The 14,530-nt window shown below is 44.2% G+C and carries 3 protein-coding genes; 1 reads left to right on the forward strand and 2 read right to left on the reverse strand.

Going from position 1 to position 14,530, the window contains the following annotated elements; translation table 11 throughout:
- Window positions 1-21 precede the first annotated feature (21 nt).
- Together TY87_RS14150 and TY87_RS14155 are read right to left on the reverse strand one after the other, a co-directional pair.
- Window positions 22-12,054 (reverse strand): two-partner secretion domain-containing protein, encoded by a 12,033-nt coding sequence (locus TY87_RS14150; protein WP_100187565.1) that lies wholly within the window; start codon window positions 12,052-12,054, stop codon window positions 22-24.
- A gap of 219 nt (window positions 12,055-12,273) precedes the next feature.
- Window positions 12,274-13,830: an NAD(P)H-hydrate dehydratase gene (locus tag TY87_RS14155; protein WP_100187566.1), complete on the reverse strand. Its 1,557-nt coding sequence runs from the start codon at window positions 13,828-13,830 to the stop codon at window positions 12,274-12,276.
- 227 nt (window positions 13,831-14,057) lie between these two features.
- On the opposite strand from TY87_RS14155, the gene TY87_RS14160 reads away from it, so the two are divergent.
- Window positions 14,058-14,474 (forward strand): VF530 family protein, encoded by a 417-nt coding sequence (locus TY87_RS14160; protein ID WP_072838252.1) that lies wholly within the window; start codon window positions 14,058-14,060, stop codon window positions 14,472-14,474.
- Window positions 14,475-14,530 lie beyond the last annotated feature (56 nt).

Here is a 14,530-nt window from a genome sequence, read left to right on the forward strand (position 1 = left end):
ATCCTAATTTTCGGAAATTTGTTATTTGACAGTCTCTTCTGTATTCACCGCTTGATCAGGATTAACTGTATTTATACCACCATCCACTATAAACACTTGGTTATCAAAACTAGCGCCATTATTAACCTGCGATAATAAAATAGTGTCTATTGAGGCTTCACCTTGCGCTCCTGAACTAACCGAAGTGGTTGAACCTGTAGACGCTATTGAAACCACTTGCATTCCCCCAACAGCGACCACTGGAGCATTACCCAAATTTGGTCGAGGAATAACCACAGGTACTGGTGGGGGAGCTGGAATGAATACCACAGGAGGATTGTTAGGGTTGATATCAGCAATTGTTGTCATAGTACTTGCTGGTGCGGTTAAAGCACCCAAAGCATCTTTCACCATGACAATGTAGTTAGCCGCATCGACACCAGCAACACCTAGACCGTTAACGGTGACTGTTTTATTAATCCCTACTTGCTCGTCAGAGAAGCTAGCATCAGTAAAGGTCAAAAAGACTTTCTCATTCCCAACCACTCCATTGACGACTAATGGATTATTAATGTCATTAAGGTTTCTTAGATTCACATCTTCTGCCGCGATCGTTAATGTCGTTTTAGCATCTGTTTTCGCATCGAATATTTTGTCTTGCGTTTTTGCAATAGCCACTAAAGAACGGACCGTGATAACAGCATCCCCCGTTGCGGTTATAGGTAAGTTGTAATTTGATTTTAAAGTATCATCGCCAGCTTCAAAGTCATCTGCCACCAAACTGGTAGTGACGCTGCTGGCATCGGCGACGTCTTTATCGTTATAAGTCCCTGTTGCTTTGTTAACGGTAAAGCTTTCACCAGCAACAAGGTTAGCTAGGCTGTAGTTGTCATTGTTCAGAGTTGCATTCATATTACCGTCATACACTTTTGTTGGCGTATCGATAATCGAGGCAGTAAGCGTTCTTACGGTAATACTACCTGCACCTGTCGCGGTCACTGGCATGATGTAATTACTGGCAAGTGTTTCATTCTCTTGAGTGAAATCTCCTTCAGCTAGACTGGTCGTGACAGTGCTAGCGTCAACAACGTCTTTATCGTTGTAAGCCCCTGTAGTTTTAGTAACAGTGAAGCTCTCGCCATCAACCAAGTTAGCAATACTAAAATTGCCATTGGTCAATGTTGCATCGGTATTACCATCGTACACTTTTGTTGGCGTATCAATAATCGAAGCAGTAAGCGTTCTGGCGGTAATACTACCCTCACCTGTCGCAGTCACAGGCATAGTGTAATTACTCGCTAGCGTATCACTTCCTTCTGTGAAGTCCCCTTCAGCTAAACTAGTAGTAACACTGCTGGCATCAAGCACATCTTTATCGTTGTAGGTGCCTGTTGTTTTCGTGACCGTGAAGCTTTCTCCATCCACTAAGTTCGCTATGCTGAAATTAGCATTAGCCAATGTAGCATCAGTATTACCGTCATAAACTTTTGTCGGTGTATCCGTAATCGAAGCGGTTAACGTGCGTTGAGTAATACTCGCAGAGCCCGTTGCCGTAGTCGGTAATGCATAGTTTGAGGCTAACGTTTCACCTACTGCTGTGAAGTCCTCTGAGACTAAACTCGTTGTGACGCTATCAGCATTGGCTACGTTTTTAGAATTATACGTTCCCGTTTCTTTGGTAACTGTCAGCATTTCACTGCCAATGAAACCACTTAAATCAAAATTACCATTGGTCAAGATTGCCGTTGTATTACCGTCATAAACCTTGGTAACGTCAATTAAACTCACCGTTAAAGCTTTAGGTGTAACGATGTAAGTATAAGTGTCGTTAGGACCTGATACGTTGTAGCCTAACTCTTCTGCACCAGTCACAGCGCCCGTATGAGTAATTGTATAAGTATCGGCATTTTTAATCGTTTTATTATCAGCAACTTGCCAAACTAACGCATCGGTAAACTGTGTTTTATCGTTATTTACATCTCCTGAAATTCCACCAGTAGAAGGCACTAAGGTAATACCGTCATACTCTTTTCCAGAAGCAAACCCTATGGTCAATGTAGGTTGTTCACGGTAAATAGCGTAATTACCCGTGCCTAAAGCGGCCGTGTAATTGGTATTTGTTTCGTCACTGTTGTAGCGATAACGACCATTACCGAAATTATACGAACCACTGTCTTCAATGCTGCCTGTATAAACGATAGCTTGACCGCCCGACCCTGTTGTTAAATTAGCATTTAACAGTACATTGCCACCTGTCGCAGTGCCTACATCAGTGTCTGAGCCTGCATTAAGCGTTATCGCACCATTTGCCGCTGAGGTGGTCGTCATGTTGTTATTGACCGTTAGATCGTCAGCTTTGGTAGCAATACTGACCACTCCTGTTGCTGATACGCCACTTACAGAGGACAAACTACCGATAATCAGCGCCTTGTCGGTCGTGACATTTAGGTTAGCGACGTCTGTTGCGGCGAGAATACCAGCCTCAAAGTTATCGCCTGCTCCAGTCCCTATGTTGCCGGTTATGGTGTAGTTAGCAGGCCCTTTCAATAATAAGTTACCCGCACTTAGATCACTCCAAGTAAACGAACCACCGTCCAGTTGGGCAACGGTGAGCAGACCAGTCACAGAATACATACTGGTATCAAAGGCAGTATTTAAGTTACCGCCACCTGTAACGCTGAAATTATTAAAGGTTGTTTCTGTAGAGTCTCTCAAAGTGATCGTGCCATTGTTGGCTGCATAGGTCGCTGCTCCCTTATTACCACTGGTATCTATCGTAAAGGAGTTGGCTGGATCACTATTAGTAAGTTTAGCACCTGCACTACCAACAGTTACTGATCCTGCAGAAACACCCGATGTCGTTGATATTTGGCCAGAAACAAATCCGGTGTAAGTATCAATCAACACATCATTGGCTAAGACTACTTCAGAGCCTAGTACGTCAATATTGGCCTGATTAGAACGTAATCCACCGTTAAGCGTAATAGTTGACCCTGTATAGCTTTGCGCACTGGTTGTAGTATAAGAACCGGTATTTTTAGTCGTGGTGACCGCTGGCAATACGATTGTGCCAGAGGATGTTGACCCTGATGCATTAACCGTCATCGAACCTGCGCTAAATGTGCCAGTAGTCGATGCTGGGTACAAATTGACGTTGCCACCCATACCACCGGTAGCACTGGTATTGAAGACATAATTTCGACTTGAACTGCCTGATAAGCTGTAACCAGAGAAGGTAATATCACCGCTGTCAACGATCGACTGATTCGTGACAATAGTCACTCCCGGTATATTGATTGTGGATGAAGTTGATTCTCCCCCACTTAAGTCAACCTTACCAGTTGCTGTAAAATCACCATTAAGCGCAAAACTTGCCCCCGTTAATGAGATCGAACCGTCTTGATCAGTCGTTACTCCAGAGCCAATAAACGATAGTCCCGTTAAGTATGAACCTGCGCTTTTGGTGGCATTCATATCTGTCGTGATACTTCCACCAGAAGTATTACTGGAGCTTGAATCAAGCGTTAACGTAGCCAATACGCCTGTATTGGCTGAAACATCAACACCTCTACTGCCCTTGCTATTATTCAACGAGATACTGCCTGAATTGCCTAATGACGTTGAATTGCTAGCATTATCAGAATTGCTATCAATGCGTGATGAACTGGCGAGTTTAAAAGTATTACTTTCTAACGAGATATTACCGCCATTGGTATTAACATCGCCATTCAAAGTAATACTGTTATTGTATGAAGTCACATTAAAATAGCCGGAACCACCATAAAAGTTGTTAACCTGAATATCTTTATTGTAGGCATACAAATCAAAGTTACGATTAAAACCAGACAAATCTATACTACTAGCGTCTAGGGTAATAAGACCATTTCCCGTATCTGAATAATTAAGGTTTTCAGTGACTGAATTGTTATCATACAAATCAATAGCTACAGTATGCGCTCTTGCAGTGCTATCAGTGCTTGAATAATTGACTTTAATGGTTTTAAAGTGCTCAGCAGACAGCTCATTAATAGCAATATCGCCACTCTCATTATTAATAGTCAGTACATTACTGCCCACATTTGCTTCACCCGTTTCTCCGCCTCTCGCGACTTTAAGTGTATAATCGCTTCCACCAATTGAGGCGGTATTTGTCGTGTTATAGGCAGTTGTTAAATTCAAGTTACCGACTGTTACGGTCGCAATATCAGGATTGGCTTCTGTAGTGGCCGTTATTACACCGCTACCTTGAACATGGTCTGTAGAATACGCTGAAATACTTTTACCATAATATGACGTTAATGAAAGTGTTGCGGCACCAATATCAATGGCATTATCTGCCATGATAATATCTCTTGATTGAGAAATAGATAAGCCAGTTTTTAAGCTAACGTTTTTGTTATCTGTTTTAATACCTGATAATTTATTCGTATCATCAATGGTATGAACAATAGTTTTCGCATCCGCGGTGGTTTCTATATTGAAGAAGTCGCCATTGGTTGACAAGATGTGATGATGGCCAGCGACATTCGCATTGCTATCAACCGCCGAGAAGGTAATGCTATTAAAGTCACTATTACGAAGCCAAGTTGAGCCTCCGGAGTTATTCACATTTAATGTATTAGCTGTCACCTCTAGAGCATTACTCCAGTAGTCACCACTATTTTTAACACCAAAGTTACTGGCATTTAAGTTTAATGTTCCATTTTGGATATAAATTTCTTTATTACTAAAGTCATCTGGTGCTGACGTTGAGCTGTAATCATCTGCTGCATTGTCTGCTTTTATCTCGCCGTACGTAGATCCAGATAGTGCCGTTAACGTTAAATTCAATCCCGTTCCATCTAAAACAGAATTGTCAGACGAATTGACCGATGTACTACCTCCAGTAGCGACAATCGCACCATTTTCCAAAGTAATATTGGGTGCTTGAATAGTTATATTTTTATAAGAAGTTGTATCAACTAATCCACCTGTTGCAATGGTTAGAAGACCATTTTCATCCGTTGTCGCTAGCAGTCTATGCGAGCCATCGTCATTAAACTCTATACGTTGAGTTGTGTCTGCGGTGGTGGTATCTGTCGTCAAATTTAGATTCGAAAAATTAGAGCTTTCGCTTCCATTGGCAAACTTAATATATGAGTTGCCGCCAGTATTGGTAATATTAATGGTTCCATTACTACTAGAGAATAATACTGGAGAGTCTTCAGAACCAATATTTTCAGCACTCGTCACATTTACCATTGCGGACGAAGAGTTCGTGCTAATTTTGGTAGAGTCTGTACTTGCGCCAGTAATTGATCCTCCCGCCTCTAATGTTAAAAAGGTTGGAACGCTTGCTACGTTCTCATAATTTGGAGTACCGGAACGATTAGAGTTGGTTTCCGTTTCATTATTATAGCCGGAAGAACTGGCTGTAGAATTTATCGAGTAAGATTTACCAGCAGCATCTCCCGTCGGCAAATTAATATCATCAGTAACCTTCAATACTAAAGAACCACTGCCAACATTTATTTGACTACCTGTATTCATTGTAAAGTTTTCAGCAGAAGCGGTAACAATGTCATGATAGTCTTGGTCATTATAGGCGTACCCAACGCCGTTAGTCGTTTGCCCTAATGTCACTGAGCCAACATAAAAATTACCATTATTCGTTGTTACGCTGCCGTTAGAACCAAAAACAACATCACCACCATCCGTGGCATCGTTATTAGCGGTAAGAATCAGGTTAAGACGTTGTTTCTCTGAACTAATCGCACTATTGATGGTGATGTCATTTTTTGAACTAATGGTTAACGTTGTGTCAGTTGAAATGTCATAAACAGGCGATGGCGATGTTCCACTCGTACCGGCGGATACCTTAGTGATCACATCATTGATAGTAATACTGCCAAAATCGGCGCTAGTAATGTATGCATTTGTATTGACATCTATTAGATTATTTTGGCCTGCTAACGTTTCACTTAACGTCACTTTGGCGCTACTGGCCGTCAGCGTATAATTGGCTGTTTTTAACGCATCAGATATGGTTTGCCCAGTAATATCACCACCGGTTGCCGCTACGACGGTATCAAACGTCGAAACAGGCGTTTTCCAGGTTCCATTTGCTGTATTACCAGCTGTTGTGACATTAGCACTGGTATTTAAAAACACGGATTGACCATTAGTGATAATCGTACCACCTGTGCCATTGGTCGTGCTGGCATTTAACACACCCTCAAGGCTTATAAAGTCCGCCGCTGTGGAAGTATTTTTTGCTAAAGTAATGTTACCACCATTAGTGGTTGTACTACTGGCATCCAAAATGCCCTTCTGAGTGATGTTTGTACCATACAAGGTAATACTTGCTGGAGACGTAAGGGTTTTACCACTCTCTACGGTGATGTCCTTCGCAGAAGTTAGCGTTAAAGCACCACCCGCTGTTAAATTTTCAGATACAGTAATATCACCGTCTACAGTCGAGACACTTAATGCCCCAGACGTGATCATAGAGCCTAACTGAGAGGTTTCTGTTGTAATATCAGCTGCACCTACTAGTTCTTTTGCACTAACAAACTCTACACTTCCAGTATTAGCGGTTAGCGTTCCAATAGAGTTGCCTTCATCTGTCAGAGTATGCGTGCCACCCGCACCAAGTAGATTCAAGTCTTGTCCACCGGTAATGGCTCCGGTTTGGGTCACTGTGCCCGTTGACTGTAAAGTCAATGCGTCGTTAAACGCAGTGGCACCAATGGTAATATCGCCTGATTGACTGGAATCACCAATCACAATGCCTGAGAAACCATCCGCAATTTTAGAGACAAAATCAGCAGAAAGTAGTTGAAGTGTGTCCACTGCAGTATTGTCAATCGTATCCACAATACTAATCGCGTCGCTGGCTGCATCGCTCGTAATGTTCAATGTACCCGAGCCAGAAATGGCTTTGCCATCGGCTACCGAAAGTTCACCCACTTTTAACGTCAGATTATTCGCACCAGCGGCTAGATTATTACTGACTGACAAAGCACCACTAGTTTGCAGTGTTGTTGCGTCTTTAAAGGTTGTATCTGCGCCAATTTCAATACCGCCGGTATGATCGGCGCTACCGATAGTGATGGCTGAAAAGCCATCGGCAAAATCCGTACTAATGTTTGTGGTCGTTAATTGCAGAGCACCGTTTGTTGTACCACCTACATCAATGAGTTTATCTGCTGTTTTAGTGGTGATTTGCAAAGTTCCAGAACCAGCCACTGTTTTTCCATCCGCTATCGTTAAAGCGTCGGTATTGAATGTGATGTTACCAGCACCAGTGGCGATATTTTCGTTGATGGTTAACGCATCAGACGTCAGGCTCAAAGCTCCTAATGTGGTAATAGCACCAGTGGTTTGTGCGGAACTATTTACCAATGCCACACTACCTGTATTGACGGTTAGATTACCAATGGCATTACCTGCATTGGTCAGGATATGTGTGCCACCTGCGCCAAGTAAATTTAAATCTTGCTCACCTGTAATGGCACCCGTTTGGGTGACTGAGCCGGAAGTTTGTAATGTTAATGCATTGTCTAGACCAATAGCAGCAAGAGTAATGTTGCCTGATTGGCTCGCACTACCTATCACAACCTCCGAGAAACCATCGGCAAAATCCGTATTCAAATTGTCCGCTGTCAGTTGCAGGTCTCCGTCTGCACCACCGATACCAATGGTTTTGCTATCAGTATTAGAAGCAACGGTAAGTACACCGGTACCAGAAATAGCTTTGCCATCTTCTACCGAAAGATCGCCCACTTTTAACGTCAGATTATTCGTACCAGCCGCTAAATTATTGCTTACTGACAAAATGCCGCCAGTTTGTAGTGTGACTGAAGCGGCCAAGGTAGAATCTTCTGCAATATTAATATCGCCAGTTTGATCCACGCCACCAATGACAATGTCAGAGAAATCACTGACAATCTTGCTGCCAAAATCCGCTGCGTTTAATTGATCACTTGCTCCACCAATGTCAATCGCTTCACTGTCTGTCTCAGAAGCAACCGTCAACACCCCAGTACCAGAAATGGTTGTACCATCTGCGATAGAAAGCTTACCTACTTTTAGGGTCAGGTTGTTTACATCAGCATCTACATTATTGTTAACCGATAAAGTACCGCCCGTTTGAAGCGTTGTTGCATCTTTCAGTGTTGTATCTGCGCCAATTTCAATGCCACCAGTATGATCGGCACTGCCTATGGTTATAGCTGAGAAACCATCGGCAAAATCAGCCGTAGAGATTTGTAAAGCCCCAGAACCGCCATTAACACCAATCGTTGTGGTGGCTGTTTTGGCGGCTATCTGTAAAGCTCCCTCTCCAGCAACCGTCTTGCCACTCGCAACCGTTAGAGCGTCGGTTTTGAATGTGATATTACCCGTACCAGTGACAATGTTTTCATTGATGGTTAAGGCATCAGAAGTCAGGTTCAATGCGCCTGTTGTGGTAATTGCGCCAGTGGTTTGGGCTGAACTATTTACCAACTCCACACTGCCCGTGTCTGCAGTAAGAGTGCCAATCGCATTGTTCTCGTTGGTTAAAGTGTATGTGCCTGTACCCAATAAGTTTAGCGCCTGATCACCCGTAATGGCGGTATCAGTAGCTTGCGTAACAGTGCCTTTAGAAGACAGTTCAACTGCACCGGTTGTTTCAATGGATCCAAGGGAGAAACCTTGGTTATTGGTAATGCTTAAGCTACCAGTATTGGCGGCCAACGAGGCAATTTCATTGCCAACGTTAGTTAGAGTAAATGTTCCTGAACCTTGTAGGTTTAGAGCTTGCCCTCCTGTAATGGCGTCAGTTTGCGTAACTGCACCAGTGGAAGACAGTTCAATATCGCCTGTTGTGACGATAGACCCAAGGGTAAAATCATGATTATTGGTAACACTTAAGCTACCAGTATTGGCAGCTAATGAAGCAATCTCATTGCCCGTATTATTTAAGGTGTATGTTCCCCCAGTGCCAAGTAGGTTTACATTTTGCCCGCCAGTAATAGCTCCTGTTTGCGTTACTTCACCAGTGGAAGACAGCTCAACATCGCCTGTGGTGATAATAGATCCAAGAGAGAAATTATGGTTGTTGGTAACACTTAGACTGCCTGTATTGGCAGCCAACGAAGCGATTTCATTGCCCGTGTTATTTAGGGTATACGCACCATTTACACCAAACAAACTTAGCGCTTGATCTCCTGTGATGGCCGTATCACTTGCTTGTGTTACGGTACCTGTACTGGATAGCTGAATAGCACCTGTGGTAGCAATATTTCCTAAAGTAAATTCTGTACCGTGGAAGTTCAATGTGCTGCTGGTTGCTGTTAGCTTGCCTACGGCATTGCTCGCGTTATTTAACGTGTGGGCCCCACCGCCAACTAACGTTAAATCTTGATTGCCAGTGATGGCACCTGTTTGCGTGACAGTACCAGAAGTTTGCAGTGTCAATGCATCGCTCAATGCAACTGCACCAACCTCAATGTTGCCAGATTGACTCTCACCGCCAATGGTAATGCCAGAGAAACCATCGGCAAAATCCGCCGTAGAGACTTGTAAAGCCCCAGAACCGCCGCTAACGCCAATTGTTGTCGTGGCTGTTTTCGCCGCTACTTTTACAGCACCAGACCCAGAAACCTTTTTGTCACTCGCTACGGTCAAAGCGTCGGTATTGAATGTGATACTACCTGCACCAGCGGAGATATTTTCATTAATAGATAACGAACCTGAAGTCAGGCTTAACGCCCCAGTTGTGCTAATAGCGCCGGTAGTTTGTGCAGAGCCATTCACTAACTCAACACTGCCAGTATTAGCCGTAAGCGTGCCAATCTGATTGTTAGCGTTGGTAAGAATGTATGTTCCCTCTGTGCCAAGCAAGCTTAAAGCTTGCCCCCCTAAAATAACACTGTCTTGCGTCACAGTACCTGTTGAAGAAAGTTCAACTGTCCCTGTCGTGGCAATCGTCCCAAGAGAAAAATCATGATTGTTGGTAACGCTTAAAGTGCCGGTATTAGCGGCCAACGAAGCAATCTCATTGCCAGCATTGGTTAGAGTATATGTACCTGAACCTTGTAGGTTTAGAGCTTGCCCTCCGGTAATAGCACCCGTTTGAGTCACCGTACCAGTGGAAGACAGTTCAACATCGCCTGTGGTGACGATAGACCCGAGGGAAAAATCTTGGTTATTGGTAACATTCAAGCTACCAGTATCTGCGGCAAGGGAGCCAATCGCGTTAGATGTATTAGTTAGGGTGTATGTTCCCCCTGTGCCAAGTAGATTTACATTTTGACCGCCGGTCATAGCGCCGGTTTGAGTTACCGTGCCAGAAGAAGACAGTTCCACCGCACCTGTCGATGTAATGCTCCCTAAACTAATATCCCCCGTGGATAAAATTTTAACGCTACCCGCTGCGGCAGAGATAGCTTGTGTTGTCACACTTGCAGCAGGACTCGTGTCTGTTGCACCACCAATCCAAACATCACCACCATTGGTGTCAATCGAAGACCCAGCGCCCATGCTGACACTACCTGAACTGTTACTGTCGTTGTCTGCACGAAGCACGGTGTTCAGTGCCCCAGTTGTCGAGGTAATAGACACGTTTTCATTAATAACAATATTATTTGCAGCGGTTAAGGTGAGTGTTGCATCTGCTCCCGATGATTTCAAAATATTCGCAGCAAGGGTGATATCCCCCTCACCAGCCACTTCTGAATCTGTCTGAACCGTAACATTGGTACCTGCATTTAACGCTGTCTCGATTGTTTCTGTCCCAATGTCACTTTGGGTTTCGCCACTCGTCAAACTACCATCACTGCCTGCGCTAATAGTAATGTTCGTTGGATCAAGCAACCATTCTGCCGCTTCTACTGTGGTGCCTTTTGCAACATTTAGCACATGACCTGAGGTCTCGACCTTGCCACCATTTGCATTTTCACCTAGACCTTTCGCACGGATGTTACCAGCCACTTTGGTCACACTGTCAGCATTCTTTATGTCTGACCAAACAACAACTTTACCGCCGTCGCCCTGTGTCGTAACGCTGGCTGAAATTTGGCTGGTTTCAGTCAAAGTCACTTTAGTCGCATGTGGATACTGTTCAGCATTTTCACCCTGCCAATCCCCACCGATTAGGATTTCTCCACCGCCTGTTGCACCGTCAGCGACTATTGTACCGCTGTTGGTAATGTCATCGCCCATAAAGACGATTTCGCCGCCTTGAGACACCAAGCTTGTGGCTTCGACAATACCAGTATTATTAACAACACTCGCAGCAAGGTCTCCAGCCGCTTTTGCGGTAAACAAAATATGACCGCCGTCGGCTTTTATGGCGCCACCATTTAAAATCAACGCATCAATGGCACCTTGCTTAACTTCAATACTTACCGTGCCACCTAAGTTGACCAATACAGAATCACCTGCGGCAAGCTGCACGCTGCCTTGATTAGCAACGATATCTCCCATATTTTGAACTTTTGCCGCAATCATCACGATGTAACCACCGTCGGTTGCGACTAGACTGCCGCGGTTAATAACCGCATTGCCGTTGCTGCCTTCAAAAATAAAATTGTCAGCACTGAAATTTTCATTCGTTAGGTCTCTTGTGGAAGCAATCAGACCGCCGACGTTAACCTGTGCTGTCGTACCAAATAAGATACCGTTAGGGTTTATAAGGAAAACTTGACCATTTGCGTTAATGGCACCTTGTATACTCGAAACATCAGATCCAGTGACACGGTTTAACGCAACAGATGAGGATGAAGGTTGGATAAAGTTAACAACACTGTCTTTACCTACACTAAACGACTGCCAATCAATGGCCATTTTGTTGGTATTTTGAGTGATATTAAGCGTTTTTCCATTTGGTTGAGAAATACTACCTGAGCCTAAACTTACCGTACCATTAGTAGGCAATGCATCAGCATAAGCTTGGGCACTGACTATAAATACGCTACCTGCTATCAGGCTTAATCGAGTTCGATGGCGACGACCGTGATTTTTCTTTTTCCCAGCACTTTTGCCGATTTCACTCACAGCCTGCCAAACACCTATCGACGAATTCCAGATAACGCGGTAAATACGGTTCATAAACCAACCTTGTGTAATGTTTGAGATTCACACAGATTAGCCTAAGCCTCTTAAAAATATCCTTATTTTTTCAATATTTTTTACCACTTTATTGTCACTTCTTGTTAACTATTGTAAATCGGCTCGATGGACATTTTGTCGCTAGAGAGCATTCACTCTGTATATTCCAAAACGGACACTAAGACGTGCTCAACAAAACTAAAACAATATCTGTTGTATTTAATTATTTTTAAAATGTCCAAGATAGTGTTTCTGAAAAACCGAGAGCACCTTGGGAAGATGTTCTGGTAAATCTTCGGCGATTAAGCCAATGCCAACATCATTACCCACCTCACCATGCAACCATACCGCTGCGGAAGCCGCATCAAATGGCGACATACCCTGAGCCAATAATCCTGCGATAAACCCAGCCAATACATCCCCGGATCCACCCGTGGCAAGATACGCTGGCGCGTTTGAATTGATAATCGCTCGGCCATCAGGAGAGGCGATCACTGTATCCGCACCTTTTAATACCACGACCGCACCACTTTGTTTGGCGGCAAGTCGAGCACGCGTTAATTTGTCGTCTGCAAAGCTGTTATTAATTTCAGGGCTTTTATTAATCTTAGGAAATAACCGAGCAAACTCCCCTTCATGGGGTGTCATCACACAAGGACCATTAATGGCATCAAAAAGCGTTTGTGGGTCATTGGTAAAAGCACTGAGTGCATCGGCATCCAACACAGTCGCACGACCGGTAAAAAGCGCCGCCATGACAATTTTGCGTGTACGAATGCTTTCGAAGCCAGCCAAACCAGCCCCCGGCCCAACTGCAATGGCATTATGACGTGGGTCTAATAACAACTCTTCAAAATCTTCCGCCTCTTGGCTCTGTTCTAACTTAGCCACCATCACACCAGTCAATGCCGTCGCATACACAGCCCACGCTTTAATTGGTGCTGCTAACGTGACTAAACCAGCGCCGATTCGCATAGCACCACGAGCGGTTAAACGACTCGCACCAGTGATGCTTTCACCACCAAACACCACCGCATGGCCACGATGAAACTTGTGTCCATCCAATCGCGGCCAAGGATAATCTCGACACCAAAGCTCTGGGCTATTTTCCCATGTTTGAAGATTTAGCTCGTCCAGCACCGTTACAGGAATACCGATATCAGCAACGACAACTTCACCGCATAAACCTCGACCGGGAAACAATAAATGACCGGGCTTTTTACGAAAGAAAGTCACAGTTAACTCTGCTGGAGCAACCTTGCCAAGCGCAGCGCCCGTGGTGCCATCAACACCACTGGGGACATCTACCGCACAAATTGGTATATCACGCTCAATCATGGCATCAACCATGTCGCGAGCTTTGCCTTCTAAAGAACGAGTCAAACCCGCACCAAACATGGCGTCGATGACCAGATCTGTTTGATCTAATAAATCGACCGAATACTCTTCAACTTCACCTTGCCAAGCATGAAAAAAATACGCAGCTTCTGGTGATAATTTTTCTACCGAACCCATAAATGCTAACCGCACAGGCCAGCCAGCAGCTTGCAAAAGCTTGGCGACAACAAATCCATCGCCGCCATTATTTCCCGGCCCACAAAGCACTAATACCGAACATGTAGACCAGAGTTCCAGCACAGCATCGGCTACCGCTTTTCCAGCTGCGGCCATCAGATCCATAGCGGGTACGCCAGCCACCACAGCGGATTTATCCGCCATACCCATTTCGCTTGCTGTTAAAAGTAATTGAGGATATTGCTTATGCATGTGAGCCATTGACTTCCACCTATTAATAACTGAACACATGATATCAGCCGATGTTAACTGCTATCTCATGAGATCTCGTTTACTCTAAACCCATCAGTGGGGCTCATCAAAATTATAATATATAGCGCATTTGAACAGCGGCTGAAACTAGGCTTTACTATATTGTCTAAGCCGTCACAGGTATGATGGCACATTCTTAACCTTTTAAACTTTTCGACTTATTACCGGACACTTTTATGAACGACGAGATCAACTACACAAACAATCCTCTACACGGTCTGGGGTTACAAGAACTGCTCACCCAGATAGTTGATCACTATGGTTTTGAGATTCTTTACGCCTATCTAAACATCAACTGCTTCAAGACTAACCCAAGCATTGAATCCAGTGTTAAATTCCTCAAGAAAACCGAGTGGGCACGGGAAAAAGTTGAAATTTTCTACCTTTATAAATTTAAAAACCTGCCTCGAGTGTCATCTGAGCAATTTGAATTGCCACCTAGAAAGCGGATTATTCCAGAAGGCCAGACACCACGAGAACCTGCAGAGTTAAGTATGGAAGACGCCGAACGCGTGCGAGAGAAGCAGGCACAGAAAGCTGCTGAACATGGCAAGACAAAAAGATATGGCAACGGCAAGCCTGATAGATTTTAATAAACATCAGCTGGCTAGTAGCTCTCCTTGCCAGCGTCCTGACTCCCACTCGGCTT

This window comes from Marinomonas sp. BSi20584 (genome assembly GCF_002792415.1).
GTDB classification, from domain to species: Bacteria; Pseudomonadota; Gammaproteobacteria; order Pseudomonadales; family Marinomonadaceae; genus Marinomonas; species Marinomonas polaris.